Source organism: Streptomyces sp. NPDC054975 (assembly GCF_053609105.1).
Genome location: NZ_JBSGWV010000002.1, coordinates 297,607 through 314,629, shown reverse-complemented (window position 1 = coordinate 314,629; position 17,023 = coordinate 297,607). Strand labels below are relative to the sequence as shown.

Genomic DNA, 17,023 nt, shown 5'->3' with positions numbered 1-17,023 from the left:
CCGAACCAGCCTACGCCAGCTGTTCTCAGGACTTCCGCAGGGTGCCGGTCGGGCGGCCCGCGGCCTCCTCGTGGGAGCGGTAGGCCAGGGTTCCGTCGGCGGCCAGGGTGAGGGTGAAGGAGGAGGCGCCGGTGGTGCAGAGTCCGGCGGTGCCGGGGCGGTCGGGGTCGGTGCGGTCGGCGATGCGGAGTTCGGTGGCGGTGGCGGAGGTGAGCCGGCCGATGCCGTGGCAGCTGACGGTGGTGCCGAGGACCGTGATGGTGTGGGTCGTACGGACGACGTCCTCGCCGGTGCCGCCCTTGGTCACCACGACGGTGAAGTCGCCGTGCGGGGAGCCGTTGCGTTCGGTGGTGGGCCCGGTCCAGGTGCCGAGGAAGGCCGCGGGGACGGAGCCGACGGGCGCGGTTCCGGTGGGGCTCGGCGTCTTGGTGGTGGGTTCCGTGGCCGCGGGCGGGCTCGACGTGGTCCCGCCGGTCCTGCCCGCGTCGGCGTCCCTGCCGCCGCCGGGCAACAGGTCGTGGAGGAAGCCGGCCGCCAGCGTGACGGCGGCGAGCGCGCCCGCGACGGAGAGCGCGAGCGTGCAGCTCACCCGCCGCCCCGCCACGGCGAAGGTCGCCCGCCGTTCACCGGGCGCGGTGGGTACGAGATCGGCGGGGGCGGGTGGCGGGCCGTAGACGCCGGCGTCCAGGCGGGCGGGACCGGTGGGAAGGTCCGGTGCCGGGATCGGCGGAGGGCCGAAGACGCCCGACGGCGGGCCGGGCATGCCGGCTTCCAGCGACGGGGCCGTGAAGGGCACCGGGCCCGAGGCGTACGGGTCGGGGACGGCTCCCGGGGCCGGGGCGAAGTCCGCGTACGGGTCTCGGGAGGCTCTCGGAGCCGCGTCGGCGCCCGCGTTCGGGGCCGGGGCCAGGGACGGGTCGTCGGCCGGGTCCATGCTCGCGTCCGGGTCGCCGGCCGAGTCCGTGTGCGCGTCCCGGGCCGGACCCACGTCCGCGTCCGCGTCGAAGTCCAGCAGGCTCACGGCGGTGCGGCTGATCTCCTCCAGGAGGCGGGGCGGCAGCCAGCCGGACGCCACCAGGACCGCCGCACCGGCCGGGGCGAGCGCGGCGGCGAGGGCGCTCGGCGTCGGGCGGGCCGCAGGGGACTTCGCGAGGCAGGCCGTCACCAGGGCGAGCAGTTCCCCCGAGACCGGGCCCAGTTCGGGTTCCTCGTGGACCACCTTGTAGAGCAGGGCCGCCGAGGTGTCGCCCGGGAAGGGCGGGGCGCCGGTGGCCGCGTACGCCAGGACCGCGCCGAGCGAGAAGACGTCGGACGCGCCGGTCGCCCCGTGCCCGAGGATCTGCTCGGGCGCCATGTAGCCGGGCGAGCCGATGGAGACCCCGCTCGCCGTGAGCGACGCCGTGCCGTCCATGGCCCGCGCGATGCCGAAGTCGATGAGGCGGGGGCCCTCCAGGGTGGCCATCACGTTGGACGGCTTCACGTCGCGGTGGACCAGGCCGAGCCCGTGCACGCCCGCCAGCGCCTCGGCGAGGCCGGCGCCCAGCGCCCGTACCGTGTGCTCGGGCAGTGGGCCGACGGCCTCCACGGCCCGGGTGAGCGTCGGCCCGGCCACGTATCCGGTCGCGACCCACGGGACGGGCGCCTCGGGGTCGGCGTCCAGGACGGGCGCCGTCCACCGGCCGCCGACGCGGCGCGCGGCCGCCACCTCGCGCCGGAACCGCTCCCGGAACTGCTCGTCGAGGGCGAAGTGCGGGTGCACGATCTTGACGGCGACGGTCCGGCCGCCCTCCGTACGGGCCAGATAGACGCGGCCCATCCCGCCGGAACCGAGCCGGCCGAGGATCCGGTACGCGCCGATGGTCCTGGGTTCCCCGGCGTCGAGCGGCTGCATGTTTCCCCCTTGGTGCCCGGACGTGGCCCGGTCGTCTGCCCGGTCGTGGTCGGTGACCGGTCGTGGCCCGGACGTGGCCCGGTCGGCGGCCCTCACCGTGGGTCGTGGGCCGGATCACCACGATTCGGAACCGTACCCAGCCAACCGATCGGCCACCACGCCCCTCCTCCCTTCCGTAGCCCCTTCCGTAATCGACCGCCGTGTCCGAAACACCCGGAGTCGCCCCATGAACCGCCTCCCCAGGTTCCTCGCCACCGCCCTCGCCCTCGGCACCGCGGCCGCGCTGGTGACCGGCTGCTCCGACGAGGGCGCGCCGCTCACGTTCGACACCCCCGCGGGTGACACGACCCAGCAGGCGAAGGACCCCGGCCAGGGTGCGGGGAAGGACGCGGGCAAGCGCGCCGGCGGGGGTGGTCCCGAAACGGTTCTCCCCACCGGCCCCAAGGCGAGTTTCACGACGGCCAACACCCTGGAGGACGGCACCAAGATCGGTGTCACCACGCTCGCCGGGGCGAAGTCCGGCTTCACGGGCAAGGTGTGGGTGTGGGCGCCGAAGCAGTATTTCGACCCGAAGTACGCGAAGAGCGGCTTCCCGGTCCTCGTGGCGCTGCCGGGCGGAAACGGGTACCCGATGAATTACTGGATGGGGACGGACCTCAAACTCCAGTCGAGCATCAGTACGTGGGCGCAGGAGGGCAAGAGCCTTCCGTTCATTGTCGTGATGCCTGTCCTCAACCCGGACGACAAGTTCTACTACGACGGCAGCGATATCCCGGGGCAGCCGAAAATGGGTACCTGGCTGACGGAGGACGTGCCCGATTTCGTACGGGCGAATTTCCGCACCTTCGCGTCCCGTGACGGCTGGGCATTCATGGGCTCGTCCTCGGGCGGCTTCGCCGGACTCAAGGCCGTTCTCCAGCGCCCGGACCGGTTCAAGGCCGTGATCGCCTCGGGGCCGGACACGGCGCCGGACTCGCCGCTGTGGGCGGGGCACGAGGCGGCGCGGCAGGCGAACAATCCGGAGAAGCTGGCGAAGGCGCTCGGCGCGAAGCCGGACACCGAGAAGAACCGGGTGTACCTCGCGTTCCAGATCGGGACGGAGGAGTCCGGAATGAGCCGCCTGAAGAGCTTCATGAAGGACTACACGAAGGGCCCGGTGAAGACCCGCCTCCAGGTCATCCAGGGCGGCGGGCACAACGCGAAGGGCTACGTCCGGGGGATGGGCGAGGGTTCGATCGCCTGGATCAGCCGCCAGATGCAGGGCCCGGTTCCCTCCCCCTGACCCGTCAGCCCCGGTGGGCGCCGAGCAGTTCGACCCGTACGTCCGCCGGGAAGCCGGTCGTCGGACCGGTCCGGCGGGCGAACTCGCGCACCCCGGCCAGCTGCTCCGGGCCGAAACGGAAGTCCAGGGTCCGGAAGTACCGCTCCAGCAGCTCGGCGTCGAAGGTCTCCCAGCGCGCCGCCTGCTCCGCGACCTTGACGACCTCCACCAGCGACAGGTCCCGCGAGGCGAGGAACGCCTCGTGGACCTCGCGGACGGTCTCCGGCTCGCGGGCCAGGAAGTCCTTGCGCGCGGCCCACACCGCGAAGACGAACGGCAGCCCCGTCCACTCCTTCCACATCAGCCCCAGGTCATGGACCTGGAGCCCGAGGCGCGGGGCGTCGTGCAGCGAGGCCCGCAGGGCGGCGTCGCCGATGAGGACGGCGGCGTCGGCCTCCTGCATCATCAGCCCGAGGTCGGGCGGGCACGTGTAGTAGTCGGGCCGTACCCCGTACTGCTCGGCGAGCAGCAGCTGGGCGAGCCGTACGGAGGTACGGGAGGTGGAGCCGAGGGCCACCCGCGCCCCGTCCAGCCGCTCCAGCGGGCGCTGGGAGACGATCACGCAGGACATCACGGGGCCGTCGCAGCCCACGGCGATGTCCGGCAGGGCGACGAGATCGTCCGCGTTGCGGAGGTACTCGACGAGGGTGATGGGGCCGATGTCGAGGTCGCCGCCGACCAGGCGCTCGCTGAGCTTCTCCGGGGTGTCCTTGGTGAGCTCCAGATCCAGGAGCGTTCCCGTACGGGCCAGGCCCCAGTAGAGGGGCAGACAGTTCAGGAACTGGATGTGTCCGACGCGGGGCCGGCTGCGCTGGTGGTCGTCGGTTGCATTGTCCACATCGCGAGGCTAGCCCCGTCTCGTACGGTGGACATCGCCGGGGCGCGCGTGGCGCTCACGCGGTAGTCCACGCACCTCTCCCGCAGTCGTTCCCGCAGCCCCTTCCGTCAGCGCGTCGGAACGTCGTCAAACGTGTGGGTGACGTGATCTTTCCCTCTAGTGCGTCGCACACCCTGCGTGCTACGCTCATCGCAAGTTGCAGTTTGGTTTCCCTTGCAGTACAGAGCCTGCGGAGCATGTGACCCGCAGGCTTTTGTAGTTTTCAGACTTGTTTGCAGGTTCTGGAGCAGGGCAACCCTTTGGCCCAAGGAGGGCTTATGGCTACCGGAACCGTCAAGTGGTTCAACGCTGAAAAGGGCTTCGGCTTCATCGCCCAGGACGGCGGCGGCCCGGATGTCTTCGTCCACTACTCCGCGATCAACGCCTCTGGCTTCCGCTCCCTGGAGGAGAACCAGCAGGTGAACTTCGACGTCACGCAGGGTCCGAAGGGCCCGCAGGCGGAGAACGTCACCCCGGCCTAAGTTGCCCGGGTCGGCGGTATCGCACGGCTAGAGAAGTACCCAAGGAGCCCCGCTCCGTGCCTTCGGGCACGAGCGGGGCTCCTGCCTTTCGTCCGGGCGCCTTCTAATCTGGACGTATGACCGAACGGAAACCGCCCGGCGTCAGCTTCGAGTCATTCGTGGACAAGCAGATCCGCGAAGCCGCGGAACGCGGCGAGTTCCGGAACCTGGCCGGCTTCGGCAGACCGCTGGACGACGACACCGCGCCGTACGACGCCCTGTGGTGGATCAAGCAGAAGATGCACCGCGAGGGCGCGTCGGTCCTCCCGGCCGGGCTGGCGCTCCGCAAGGATGCCGAGGACGCACGGGAGGCGGTCGACCGGGCGGTGTCGGAGGCGCAGGTGCGCCGGATCCTCGGCGAGATCAACACGAAGATCGCGGAGGCCCTCCGCCGCCCGCCCGCGGGCCCGCCGCTGAACCTGAAGCCGTTCGACGTGGAGACGGTCCTGGCGGAGTGGCGGGAGACGCGCCGCGGTGGCGGCGAGCGAGGAGTTGGGTGACATGAAGAGCGCCGACCTGCTGATGGACGCGTTCGGGCGCGTCAAGGAGGCCGTGCACGAGGCCGTCGAGGGGCTGTCGGAGGACGAGCTGACGGCCAGGATCGACGAGGACGCGAACACGATCGCCTGGCTGGTCTGGCACCTCACCCGGATCCAGGACGACCACATCGCGGGCGTGTTCGACACCGAGCAGGTCTGGACGGCCGACGACTGGAAGGCCCGCTTCGGCCTCCCCTTCGCCGCGAACGCCACCGGCTTCGGCCACTCCAGCAAGCAGGTCGCCTCCGTCCGAGCCTCGGCGGAGCTGCTGCTCGGCTACTACGACGCCGTGCACGAACAGAGCCTGAAACACCTCGGCGACCTGACCGACGCCGACCTCGACCGCGTCGTGGACGACTCCTGGGACCCGCCGGTCACGCTGGGCGTCCGGCTGGTGAGCGTGATCGCGGAGGACAACCAGCACGCGGGCCAAGCGGCGTACGTACGGGGCGTGGTGGAGCGACGCGGCGGGGCGTGACGCGAGCGCCGGACACGTGACGGCGGAACTCCCGCCTCCTCCTGTACAACCCTTCGCCCGCCTCATCCGTCCCACCCCCAACGGCGGATCACCGCCGCATCTGCACTTTTGGGGGAGGGACCCCTTTGATCCACGTTCGTACGCCCCGGCGGCGTCTCGCCGCGGCCGTCGCGGCCGTCCTCGCCGTCACGGCGGCGGGTCTGGCGAGCCCGGCGGTGGCGACGCCGCTGCCGCCACTGTCCGGCGCGGGGGCGTCCGCCATCGCTTCGGCGACGCAGGCGGGCGTCATCTCGTTCCCGAGTGGAGCGGCTTCCGTCGTCAGCGCCGGTCGGCACGGCTTCCTGAGCGCCGAGTACGGCACCACGGGCACGGTCCACCGGTGGACGCGGTACGCGGACGGCGTCACGACGGTGCTGCCCGAAGGCTTCTACACCGGCAGCGCGCAGACGGACTTCGTCGTCAAGACGGAGGGAGATACCTACAAGCTGTACGACATGGCGACGGGCGCCGACCCGATCCTGATCGACACCGGTGGCCCCCAGGCGTCGTACTGGCTCGGCAGGGTGGCAGGGTCCACTCTCGTCATGACGGCGGCCAACACGACCCGTGGCACCGACATCCACCTGGTCGGCAAGCCGGACGACGCCGTCATCGACCGCAAGGTTCCCGGGCTGCCCGCAGACGCCACGATCCGCCGGCTCGACCATGCATCTCCCGACTCTGTGATCGTCCTGTACTCGGGCACCGTGGCCGGGGCGTACAAGAACCGAATAGCAGTGCTGGACATCGCCACCGGCACGATCGTCGAGGACCGCGACGTGCTCAAGGTCGACGAGCGCTCCGACACCACCTCGTCGGCAACGCACCTTGCCTGGGTCGAGAAGCCGACCTGGAACTCTCTCACCCTCGCGGTCGCCCGGCGGGGGGCTGCCGAGCCCGAGCGCATCCCCCTCGGCGACGGAAACTACGTCCGGATCGAGCTGCTGGGCGACTGGGTGACGTACGCGAAGCCGGGGGGATTCACCGCCGACTCCCCCGACCCCCTCTTCGCGCTGACCGCTCGTTCCCTGAAGACCGGGGAGACCGTCCGTCTCCTGGACCACGTGACGTCTTCCACCACCGCGCCCGACGGGGCGCAGCTCGTGCGGGGCGGCACGGTCGCCCAGGGCGAGGGCTTCTACCGGATCACGCCCGGCCAGGACGGAGGCCCGCCGACCGCCGAGCTCGTGGCCGGCACCGGGGAGCAGACGATCCTCACGCTGAAGGATGAGGCCAACCTCCCGAGCGGCGTGATCGACTTCGATCGCAACGGCGTCCTGCGGCCGACCTGGACGTTCAACCACAAGGCCCAAGTGGACCTGACGGTCGAGCACACCGCTTCCGGCCAGAGGGGAGGCGCCTGGGCCAGTCCGCGCGCGGATGGCGGTCCCTACGTGGTCACATGGGACGGGGACCTCGCCAACCACTTCGCCGCCTACAACGGCGAGTACACCTGGCGGATGCGGGCGCAACCCGCCAACGGCATCGGGCCCGCAGTCGAGCGTTCCGGCACGTTCACGCTGACACGCACGCAGAAACCTCACGACTTCAACGACAACGGCTCCCCCGACCTCCTCGTACGCGAGGGCACAGGAAGGCTGCTCTCCTACGAGGGCCGGCACCTCCTGAACGGGGGAGCCATGATCCGCGACCCGGAACCGGCGACTCTCGGCACGGGGTGGACCACCTACGACCGGGTCACGGCCCCTGGGAACATCGGGGGCTCCGACCACGCCGATGTACTCGGCCGGGACCGGAGCGGCACTCTGTGGCTCCACACGGGCACCGGCAAAGGCTTCGCACCGCGTACGAAGATCGGCGGCGGGTGGCAGATCTACGACAAGCTCACCGGCGGCAGCGACCTGACCGGCGACGGCCGCCCCGACCTGGTCGCCGCCGACAAGGCCGGCGACCTGTACCTCTACAAGGGCACGGGCAACGCGGCCGCCCCCTTCGCCGCCCGCAAGAAGATCGGCGGAGGCTGGGGCATCTACAACCAGCTCACCTCCACCGGCGACCTCGGCGGAGCCCCGGCCGGCGACCTCCTCGCCCGCGACAAGGCCGGTGTCCTCTGGCTCTACCTCGGCAAGGGCGACGGCACCTTCGCAGCCCGTACGAAGATCGGCGGCGGCTGGGGCCCATACACCCACCTCGCCGGCATCGGCGATGAGAACAAGGACGGCCGAGCGGACCTGGTCGCCTACAACGCAGTCGGCGGCTACTACAGCAGCCTGTACGTCTACCGGGGCACGGGAGAGTGGCGCGCGCCGTTCGCGCCTCGTAACACCGTCTACAACCCGGGGCTGGGTGAAGGTTCTCTCACCTTGTTCTGACGGGACGTCGGCACGGTCGCCCAGACCGTCTTGCCGACGCAGCGGTCCTTGACGCCCCAGGCGCCGGCGAGGGCGGACACGAGCAGCAGCCCGTATCCGCCCTCGTCGGGTACGGCCACCGGTACGGGTTCCCGCTCGCCCCGTGTGTCGGACACCTCGATCCGTACGTGGTCCTCCCCCCGGTCCATCCGCACCTCGAAGTCCCGCCCGGGCACGCGCCCATGGGTGGCCGCGTTGTTGGCGAGCTCGGCGACGACCAGCTCGGCTGGCGCGGGATCCGGCACCCCCCAAGTGCGGAGCTGCTCCACGGCGAGCAGTCGGGCAAGACGGGCGCCGCGCGGGGTGGCCGACAGCCGGAGGACGAACTCCCCGGCGGGCTCACTGGTGGGGGTGGCGTTTTCGGACTTCATGCCCCCGAGCCTGGCCGCCCCGCTCTACCCTGACCAGCAGCGACGGTACGACGCTGAGTGACAGTACGGGCACGCCAAGAAGGCGGTACGGATGTCGGGGAACGAGGAGGAGCGGCCGGAACGGCCGTCCGAAGTCGACGGTACGGCGCACTTGTTCAGTGCGATCGGAAAAATCATCAAGGTGCTGCGGAAGAACGCGGGCCTGAGCCAGTCGGAACTGGCGACGGCCACGCACTGTAGCGAGGACCTGGTCTCGGCGGTGGAGCGGGGAGTGCGGACGCCTCAGCCGGACTTCCTGGTGCGGGCGGACCGTGCGCTGGGATCGGGGGGTGTCCTTACGGCGGCGTTGGACGACGTGCGGGACGCGTTGGCGCGGGCGCGTGTGCGGCACCCGGACTGGTTCCGCGACTTCGCGGACGAGGAGTCGAAGGCGGTGGCGCTGCACTATTACGCAGTGCAGGCCGTACCGGGCATCCTGCAGACGCCCGCGTACGCCGAGACGGTGTTCCGCCACCGCCGCCCGCTGTACGACGAGGAGACGATCGAGAAACGCCTGACGGACCGCCTGTCCCGCCAGGTCATCTTTGAGAAGTGGCCCGCACCGACGATGAGCTTCGTCATCGAGGAGTCGGTGCTGCGCCGCTCACTCGGCGGTCGGGAGGCCTTTCGGGAACAGCTGCGCCGCATCATCGATGTCGCCAGGCGGCGGAACGTGCACCTCCAGGTCATGCCCACCGACCGCAAGGAACACCCCGCCCTGGAAGGCGCGTTCACCCTCCTCACGCCCAAGGGGCGCCGGGAGGTCTCGTACATCGAGAGCTACAACCACGCCCGGCTGATCACCGACCCGGAAGAGGTGCGCATGTTCGCCGAACGCTATGGGATCATCCGCGCACAGGCACTCACGCCGCTGGAGTCCCTGGAGTTGATCGAGAAAATGCTGGGAGAGCTATGAGCACCGCGAATCTGGCCTGGGTCAAGAGCAGCTACAGCGGGGGCGAAGGTGGCGAGTGCGTAGAGGTCGCCGCCCACCCCACCACCATCCACGTCCGCGACTCCAAGAACGTCGACGGGCCCCAGCTCGCCGTCTCCCCCGCCGCCTGGGCGTCCTTCGTCGGGTTCGCGCACCGGGCCTAGCGGGCGTACCTCCCCGACACCTGGATGCCGTTTGTCGTACAACCAAACGACATGGGCGGTGGTCGAACCGGGCGTGGCGCATCCTGCGCCAGGTACCTCAGGGGGAGGAACACGTCTTGACCCACGCACGTAGTACCCACCGTCGGCGGCTCGGCGCGGCGGTCACCGCCGTGCTGGCCGTCACCGTCGGCACGCTCGCCGCCCCGGCCTTCGCCGCGCAGGCCGACGGCGCGAGGCCGGCCTCGGCGGCGGCGCAGGAGCAGGCCGTCGTGCCGTTCCCGGCCGGTGCCGAGATCGCCGGTGCGGGCACCACCGGGTTCTTGAGCAAGAAGGCCGACGGGCAGCGCTGGACCCGGTACGCGGACGGCAGGTCGACGCTGGTGTCGCAGGGCCCCGTGCTCGGAGCCGTCTCGGACGTGCTCGTGACCCGGACCGGCGACGTCGTCAAGTTCCAGGACATGTCCGCCGGTGCGGTGCCCGTCGAAATCGACCTGAAGGCGCTGGGGGGCGCCTACAGCGAGTTCGGCGCGGTCGGCTCGACGCTTCTGGCGACGACCGTGAACGGGGCGGGTGCCAAGGAGGTCCGTCTTCTCAGTTCCGCCGACGGCACGGTGTCCAACCGTACGGTCACCGGTCTGCCCGCCGGCGCGGACGGGTTCGCCCTGTCGTCCGCCCTGCCGGGCAGCGCGCTGCTGACGTACACCGCCGGTCCGGCGGGAGGTCCGAAGAAGACGTACGTGGCCGTGGTGGATCTCGCCGGGGGCACGGTCACCCACACGTACGAGAAGACCCGGCCGAACCTTGAGGAGCCTGCCGCCGCCCTCTCGGCCACCCACGTGGCCTGGGTGGAGTACTCCACCCAATGGGCCACGCCCCCGGAGGTGGTCGTCGCCGACCGGAGCACCGGCGCGACGAAGCGCTACGTCGTGGGCGACGCGAAGGGCCTGCAACTCGGTCTGGTCGGCGGCTGGGTGACGTACGGGGAGGACGCCACCAACCCGTACGACCGACGGATCCCGTTCACCGCACAGTCCCTGGCCTCCGACGCCAAGAAGCAGCTTCTGGACCACGTCACGAGCGTCACCACCGCACCCGGCGGCGACCTGCTGGTGCGGGGTGGCTCGGTGGCGGACGGCGAGGGTCTCTACCGCGTGTCCGCCGGGAGCGGCGACGCCCCCGCGACGGAGCTGGTGGCGAGCACCGGCGAGGAGACCGGGCTCAGGCTGCTCGGTCACGACGTCCCCGCGGTCATCGACCTCGACCAGAACCGTGGCATCGTCCAGCTGGGGCTGGAGCTGAACCAGCGTGACGACATCTATGTGTCCCTCGAGATCGCCCGCCCCGGCCGCCTCGACGAGTACCGCGAGTACGTGGACTACATGACCGTCAAGGACGGCCCCGCCGGTCCCGGAACCACCGTCGTCACCTGGCACGGCAGCCGTCACGACGGGTACGGGGGTTCCACCTCCAACGGCGCCGCGTACAACGGCGACTACGAGTGGCGTTTGCGTGCCAGTCGACTCGACGGCGTCGGCCCGGGTGTCGTGACGACCGGCACGTTCAAGGTCGTCCGCAAGCCCGCCCCGCACGACTTCACCGACAACGGTTCGCCCGACCTGGCAAGTGTCGACTCCGACGGCGATCTGGTCATCCACGACAGCGACTACCACCACGTTCTCAACCAGACCACCTGGCCCCAGTGGGGCGGGACGTACAGGGGCTGGAACATCTACGACCGGATCGCCACCCCCGGCAACCTGGGCGGCTCGTCCCACGCCGACATCGTGGCCCGGGACAGGAACGGCGGGCTCTGGCTCTACCCGGGGAACGGTCAAGAGGAGCCGGGTCTTCTGCCCCGCAAGCAGATCGGCACCAACTGGGGCATCTACGACAAGATCGTCGGCGGCAGCGACCTGACCGGGGACAACAAGCCCGACCTGCTGGCCACCGACAAGGCGGGCGTCCAGTGGCTCTACCCGGGCACCGGCAACGTCGACGCGCCGCTCTCGGATCGAAGGAAGATCGGCGGCGGCTGGGAGATCTACAACCAGATCGCCGCGGTGGGCAACATCGCCGGCGCCCCGGCGGGCGACCTCGTCGCCCGTGACAAGGACGGCGTCCTCTGGCTCTACCTCGGCAAGGGCGACGGCACCTTCGCCTCGCGAGCGAGGATCGGTGGCGGCTGGAACGTGTACAAGCAGGTCGTCGGCGTCGGCGACGCCAACCGGGACGGGCGTCCCGACCTCTTCGGGTACAACCCGGCGGTGGACGACAACGACCCCATGACGATCGACAAGGGCGAGCTGTACGTCTACGAGTCCACCGGTGACTGGCGGGCGCCCTTCGGCCCCCGTAAGAAGTCCTGGGACCCCGTCCAGCGGGCAGGCGCCACCGTCCACTGATCGGTGACCGGTGACCGGTGCCCGGCGCTCCTCCTGAGCCCGGGCACCGGCCTTTCGCAGGCCCGCCGTCGCGCGTCCGGCGGCAGGGATCAGAACGCGAAGACCTTGCCCGTCGTCGCGTTCAGCTCACAGGTGTTGCCGAACGTCTTCTTCCACATGACCGGCTGCTTGTTGAACGTGCCCTCGGCCGTCGCCGTGACCGGGTCGTGGATCATCGGGCAGGCCGCTTCTCGGGTGCCCCCGAGCCGGTCGAAGTCTCCGGCCGCGAGGTGGAGCTCTTCGCAGGCCGCTTCGGCCTCGGGGTGGTTGCCGCCGGTCGGGCGGCAGCCGAGCCAGACCTCCCGGGCGTCGCCGGTCCCGTCGGAGGTGATCGTGAGGAGGATCCGGGTGGCCGGGGTGGGGGCGGCGTCGGCGGTGCCGGTGAGGGCGAGGCCGGCGAGGGTGGCCGTGGCCAGTGTGAACGCGAGGGTGCTCTTCATGACCCGCGCAACGAAGAGGGTCGTCGCCGGTCACCGGGGTCCACCCGCATGACCGGGAAGTTCATCCTGTTCGCCGTCGACGGCACCCGGATGGACGCCCGGGAAAGTGGAGTGCGTCGGTCCGTCGGTTCGACGGTGAGCCGACATCGCCCGGCGCCAACCAGCCCTACAATTCTGTGACTTGAGGGGCCATGCAGATCGCAGGATAGCCTGGCTATCCTGTGGCTCATGCAGGGGGAACCGGAAAACAGCGCGCATTTGAACGGTAGCGGAGCCGTACCGCTCGAGCCGGGGGATCCCCGGCAGATCGGAGCGTTCAAGCTACTCGGCGTACTCGGCTCGGGGGGCATGGGGCGGGTCTATCTCGGCGCCGTGCCGGGGAAGTTCGCGGCGGTCAAGCGCGTGCTGCCCGTGCTCGCCGAGGACGCCGACTTCCTGAACCACTTCGGGCACGAACTCGACAACCTGGCCCGGCTGCCCGGTGGGGCCAGTGTGCGGCTGCTCGCGAGCGACCGCACCGCGAAGCCGCCGTGGTTCGCGACCGAGTACATCGCCGGGGTCACGCTCAACGAGGCGCTCCGGCTCCACGGCGGCCCGCTGCCCACCGCGGCCCTGTGGCGGCTGTTGCGGGAGGCGGCGGCAGGGCTGCGGGCGGTGCACGCCGCCGACATGGTGCACCGTGACCTCAAGCCGTCCAACGTGATGCTCACCTCCGACGGCCTGTCACTCATCGACTTCGGGGTGGCGCGCGCGGCGGACCAGAGCCGGCTGACCAGGACCGGCATGGTCATCGGAACGCCCGCGTACATGGCGCCCGAACAGGCCGTCGCGGACCCGCAGGTGACGGGCCAGGCGGACGTGTTCGCGCTCGGCAGTCTGCTGCTGTACGCGGCGACCGGCCGTCCTCCCTTCGGCGACGGCTCCGGGCCCGGGCTGCTCTACCGCGTCGTCCACGGGGAGCCCGACTTCGGGCGGCTCACCGAGACCGCCCCCGCTCTGGCACATCTCGTACGGTCCTGCCTCTCGAAGGACCCCGCCGACCGGCCGACCGCCGCCCAGGTCGTCGAACTCACGGAGGACTACGCGGACGACACCCCGTGGCCGGCGGCCGTGATGGCCCGGGTCGAGGAGCGGGCCGCGTTCGCCGCGACGGCGCCGACGGCCGAACAGCTCGCGGATCTCGCGGGCGACGAGAGCGAAACGGCCGACTCCGTCGAGGACATCGGGACCATCGCGCTCGTACAGCGCGGGTCGAACGAGCCCTCGACCGCGGGCCCCGACGCGGCCGCGGCCACCGGGCCGGGCGCCAAGGCACCGCGGCAGGGTCGGCGCAACCGGTTCGTCATGCTCGTCGTGCCCGTGGTCGTGGCGACCGGCACCACGCTGACGGTCGCCCTCGGTCCGTACGAGATCGGACGGCAGGGCGCGGGCCCCGACTCGGCGGCGCGGCCGTCCGCCTCCTCCTCGCAACCGGCACCCGGCACGTCCGTGCCGACGACCGCGAACCCGTCCTCCTCCGCGTCGGCCTCCGCCGCGCCGGGGTCGTCCGCGCCGGGGTCGCCCTCGGGGCAGCCGTCCGGCGCCGGCCCGGCTGGTGCCGGTGCGGCGGTCGGTGGCGGTGCGGGCGGGGGTGGGGCGGTCGGTGGCGGTGCGGCGGTCGGCGGCACCGGCTCCGGGCCCGGCGGCGGAGGGGGCGCCGCGTCCGGTGGCGGTTCGGGCGGCGGGGGCTCCCAGCCCTCCTCCCCGAGGACCACGCAACCGGCGCCCCCGCCCGGCGGCGGCTCCGCGCCCTCGGGGACGTACTCCCTGGAGAACGTGGCGAACGGCGACTGCGTGGGCGAGTACAACCCGGGCTACGGCGACTTCGCCAACACGCACACCTGCGGTGCCCACGACGGCGCCGGCAACCCGATCCACTTCGCGTGGACCTACTCGGCGGGTGCGGACGGCACCTTCCGGCTGGTCAACAAGAAGACCGGCCATTGCCTGCAGTCGGGCGGAAACCCCGGCGGCGTCGGCGTCGCCGCCTGCAACGGCTCCAGTACACAGGCATGGAAGGTGCACGCCACGACGTCCTCCGGCCGGACGATCATGAACGTGAGCAACCGGGAGTGCATGATCGTCGGACCGCCGTTCCTGACCACGTACGCCTGCAACCCCGGCGACCGCGCTCAGCTCTGGCGGAACATCCCGCCGCTGTGAGCCCTCATGAGGCCGCCCCCACCGGGGGTCGGTGGCGACCGTGAGGCGCCAGGGGGTCCTCTGCCGCCAGCCCTGCCGCTAGCTCTGGGGACGGCCGAACACGGGGACCTGGACGTCGCCCTCCGGGCGGAAGGTGAGGCGGAGGGGCATGCCGATGCGGAGGTCGGCCTCCGGGACGTCGACGAGCTGGGTCATCATTCGGGGACCCTCGGCGAGGTCGACGACCGCTGCCACGTAGGGGACGCGGTCGCCGAACGGGGGGAGGTCGTTGCGGTGGACGACCGACCAGGTGTAGAGCGTGGCCCGGCCGCTCGCGGGCTCCCAGGTGACGTCCTCGCTCCAGCAGTGCGGGCAGAACTCGCGCGGGTAATGGTGCGCGCGGGCGCAGCTCGCGCAGCGGCGGAGCAGGAGGCGGCCCTCGCTCGCCGCCTCCCAGAAGGGGCGGGTGAAGGCGTCGATGTCGGGGTCGGCGGCCGTCATCGGAAGAGTCCGATCGCGTGGTCGAGGGACCAGGTCTGCCAGGACATGGCGAAGAGGGCGACGAGGGAGATCAGCGCCATCATCGCGTTCTGCCCCTGCTCGGCCCAGTCGTGGATCATCAGCACGAGGTAGAGGAGGTTGAGGAGCAGGCCGGCGATCAGGGCGACGGGGGTGAGGAGGCCGAGTATCAGGCCCAGGCCCAGGGCCAGTTCGGCGTAGACGACGACGTACGCCATCAGTTGCGGGCGTGGGGCCACGACCGTGTCGAAGCCGCGCCTCACGAACGGCCAGCGGTGCTTGCCGGCGACGTCCGCCGCCCACGCGATGCCGGTGCCGCGCTCGAACCAGCCCTTCTTGTCCTTGTGGCGCCAGCTCTCCAGCCACCACAGGCCGAGGCCGATGCGGAGGACGGCGAGCCATTCGGCGCCGGTGAGCCAGACGGTCTGCATCGTGCCCCTCCCTGCGACTGATCTGACGGTATGTCAGTTCAGCGGATGGGGCCGCGCCTGCGCAAGACCCCCGCACGCCTCCATGCGCCCCACCCACCCGTGACCGTTTCGCAACCGAACCCCCTCTTGACCGAGACCCAACAAGTGAGCGGCTCGTTACGCTGAGCACTCATGGTCAACACCCCCCATTCCAGACCCGATCACCCGGTATACGTCATCGGGGGCGGGCCCGGCGGTCTCGCCGTCGCCGCCTCGCTGCGCGCGAAGGGCGTCCGGGCCGTCGTCCTGGAGAAGTCCGACGCGGTGGGCGCCTCGTGGCGCTCCCACTACGACCGGCTGCGGCTGCACACGACGCGTCGGCTGTCGGCGCTCCCAGGCCTGCCGATACCCCGCTCCTTCGGCCGCTGGGTCGCCCGCGCGGACGTGGTGCGGTACCTGGAGAAGTACGCCGAGGTGCACGAGCTGGAGATCGTGACCGGGGTCGAGGTATCCCGCGTCGAGCGGGCCGGGGACGACTGGCTGCTGCACGCCACCGGCGGGCGACGGCTGACCGGGCGCGCCGTCGTCGTCGCGACCGGGTACAACCACACGCCGAGGGTGCCCGAGTGGCCGGGCCTTGAGGGGTACGGCGGCGAGTTCGCCCACGCCAGCGCGTACCAAAACCCCGCTCCGTACGCCGGGCGGGACGTGCTCGTCGTCGGCGCCGGGAACACGGGCGCCGAGATCGCCACGGACCTGGTCGAGGGCGGGGCGGCGCGGGTACGGCTCGCGGTACGCACGGTGCCGCACATCGTGCGCCGCTCGACGGCCGGGTGGCCGGCGCAGCGCACGGGCATCCTGGTGCGGCGACTGCCGGTGCGCCTGGTGGACAAGGCGGGCGAGCTGATGGCCCGGATCGCCGTACCGGACCTGTCGGAGCACGGGCTGCCGCGGCCGGACGCGGGGCTGTACTCCCGAGTGCGGGAGGGGGCGATCCCGGTGCAGGACGTGGGCCTGATCGACGCCGTGCGGCTGGGGAAGGTGGAGATCGTGGGTGCGGTCGCCTCCTTCGACGGCGACAAGGTCGTCCTCGCGGACGGCTCGGCGATCACCCCGGACGCGGTGATCGCGGCGACGGGCTACGGGCGCGGACTTGAGCCGCTGCTCGGGCACCTCGGGGTGCTGGACGAGCGGGGGCGGCCGGTGGCCCATGGGGGCCGTACTCCGCGCGAGGCGCCGGGGCTGTACTTCACGGGGTTCACGAACCCGATCAGCGGGATGCTCCGGGAGATGGCGCTCGACGCGGAGCGGATCGCTCGGGCGATCGGGAAGGCGGCTGCGCGCTGACGCGCGGGGGTCCGCCGACGGCCCCGGCGGACCCCGCCCCCGCGATCCCGTCCACGCACGCCCATTCCTGACTTGCCGTCAGGTCTGTAATCTGACTAGGCGTCAGTTACGTTGTCATGGGCGGAAGGGTGGAGCGGAA

At 71.4% G+C, this 17,023-nt stretch carries 16 protein-coding genes; 10 read left to right on the top strand and 6 right to left on the bottom strand.

All coding sequences use genetic code 11. The annotated features are described in order from the left end of the window. Positions 1–25: 25 nt before the first annotated feature. Positions 26–1,891, bottom strand: a complete 1,866-nt coding sequence (locus ACWF79_RS03885; RefSeq protein WP_453726442.1) for a protein kinase domain-containing protein — start codon at positions 1,889–1,891, stop codon at positions 26–28. 226 nt (positions 1,892–2,117) lie between these two features. Between ACWF79_RS03885 and ACWF79_RS03880 the strand changes: the two genes are divergently transcribed. Beyond that, positions 2,118–3,173 (top strand): alpha/beta hydrolase, encoded by a 1,056-nt coding sequence (locus tag ACWF79_RS03880; protein ID WP_453726441.1) that lies wholly within the window; start codon positions 2,118–2,120, stop codon positions 3,171–3,173. 4 nt (positions 3,174–3,177) lie between these two features. Here ACWF79_RS03880 and ACWF79_RS03875 read toward each other — a convergent pair whose 3' ends face one another. Next, entirely contained in the window at positions 3,178–4,050 is an 873-nt protein-coding gene (locus ACWF79_RS03875; protein ID WP_453726440.1) for a menaquinone biosynthetic enzyme MqnA/MqnD family protein, read from the bottom strand. Between the two features lie 317 nt (positions 4,051–4,367). On the opposite strand from ACWF79_RS03875, the gene ACWF79_RS03870 reads away from it, so the two are divergent. From ACWF79_RS03870 to ACWF79_RS03855, 4 genes are all read left to right on the top strand, one after another. Continuing rightward, the gene (locus tag ACWF79_RS03870; RefSeq protein ID WP_007265804.1) at positions 4,368–4,571 is read left to right on the top strand and encodes a cold-shock protein; all 204 of its coding nucleotides are present in this window, start codon (positions 4,368–4,370) and stop codon (positions 4,569–4,571) included. A 116-nt stretch (positions 4,572–4,687) separates the two neighbouring features. Next, complete coding sequence (locus ACWF79_RS03865; RefSeq protein ID WP_453726439.1) at positions 4,688–5,110, top strand: DnaJ family domain-containing protein; 423 nt, start codon at positions 4,688–4,690, stop codon at positions 5,108–5,110. 1 nt (position 5,111) lies between these two features. Then, positions 5,112–5,627 carry a mycothiol transferase gene (locus ACWF79_RS03860; protein WP_453726438.1) on the top strand — a complete coding sequence of 172 codons (516 nt, stop codon included), beginning with the start codon at positions 5,112–5,114 and terminating at the stop codon, positions 5,625–5,627. A gap of 125 nt (positions 5,628–5,752) precedes the next feature. Beyond that, a complete protein-coding gene (locus ACWF79_RS03855; RefSeq protein WP_453726437.1) occupies positions 5,753–7,999 on the top strand; it encodes an FG-GAP repeat domain-containing protein in 2,247 nt (748 codons plus the stop codon). On the opposite strand, the gene ACWF79_RS03850 is transcribed toward ACWF79_RS03855, so the two are convergent. Beyond that, positions 7,957–8,409 carry an ATP-binding protein gene (locus tag ACWF79_RS03850; protein WP_453726436.1) on the bottom strand — a complete coding sequence of 151 codons (453 nt, stop codon included), beginning with the start codon at positions 8,407–8,409 and terminating at the stop codon, positions 7,957–7,959. The two genes, ACWF79_RS03855 and ACWF79_RS03850, sit on opposite strands and share 43 nt — an antisense overlap. Before the next feature lie 91 nt (positions 8,410–8,500). Between ACWF79_RS03850 and ACWF79_RS03845 the strand changes: the two genes are divergently transcribed. The 3 genes from ACWF79_RS03845 (at position 8,501) to ACWF79_RS03835 (ending at position 11,948) form a co-directional block, all read left to right on the top strand. Further along, positions 8,501–9,364 carry a helix-turn-helix domain-containing protein gene (locus ACWF79_RS03845; protein WP_453726435.1) on the top strand — a complete coding sequence of 288 codons (864 nt, stop codon included), beginning with the start codon at positions 8,501–8,503 and terminating at the stop codon, positions 9,362–9,364. After that, positions 9,361–9,546, top strand: a complete 186-nt coding sequence (locus ACWF79_RS03840; protein ID WP_453726434.1) for a DUF397 domain-containing protein — start codon at positions 9,361–9,363, stop codon at positions 9,544–9,546. Before ACWF79_RS03845 ends, ACWF79_RS03840 begins: the two co-directional genes overlap by 4 nt. A 116-nt stretch (positions 9,547–9,662) precedes the next feature. Continuing rightward, positions 9,663–11,948 (top strand): FG-GAP repeat domain-containing protein, encoded by a 2,286-nt coding sequence (locus ACWF79_RS03835; protein WP_453726433.1) that lies wholly within the window; start codon positions 9,663–9,665, stop codon positions 11,946–11,948. An 89-nt stretch (positions 11,949–12,037) separates the two neighbouring features. Here the strand turns inward: ACWF79_RS03835 and ACWF79_RS03830 are convergent, their stop codons facing one another. Beyond that, the gene (locus tag ACWF79_RS03830; protein ID WP_453726432.1) at positions 12,038–12,427 is read right to left on the bottom strand and encodes an SSI family serine proteinase inhibitor; all 390 of its coding nucleotides are present in this window, start codon (positions 12,425–12,427) and stop codon (positions 12,038–12,040) included. Between the two features lie 228 nt (positions 12,428–12,655). Here ACWF79_RS03830 and ACWF79_RS03825 point away from each other — a divergent pair, with 228 nt between their 5' ends. Continuing rightward, positions 12,656–14,629, top strand: a complete 1,974-nt coding sequence (locus ACWF79_RS03825; RefSeq protein WP_453726431.1) for a serine/threonine-protein kinase — start codon at positions 12,656–12,658, stop codon at positions 14,627–14,629. A 78-nt stretch (positions 14,630–14,707) separates the two neighbouring features. On the opposite strand, the gene ACWF79_RS03820 is transcribed toward ACWF79_RS03825, so the two are convergent. After that, the gene (locus ACWF79_RS03820; protein WP_453726430.1) at positions 14,708–15,109 is read right to left on the bottom strand and encodes a Zn-ribbon domain-containing OB-fold protein; all 402 of its coding nucleotides are present in this window, start codon (positions 15,107–15,109) and stop codon (positions 14,708–14,710) included. Next, on the bottom strand, positions 15,106–15,558 hold the full coding sequence (locus ACWF79_RS03815) for a DoxX family membrane protein (protein ID WP_453726429.1): 453 nt from the start codon (positions 15,556–15,558) through the stop codon (positions 15,106–15,108). Before ACWF79_RS03815 ends, ACWF79_RS03820 begins: the two co-directional genes overlap by 4 nt. Before the next feature lie 171 nt (positions 15,559–15,729). On the opposite strand from ACWF79_RS03815, the gene ACWF79_RS03810 reads away from it, so the two are divergent. Next, positions 15,730–16,884, top strand: coding sequence for a flavin-containing monooxygenase (locus ACWF79_RS03810; protein WP_453726428.1), 1,155 nt, complete (start codon positions 15,730–15,732; stop codon positions 16,882–16,884). Positions 16,885–17,023 lie beyond the last annotated feature (139 nt).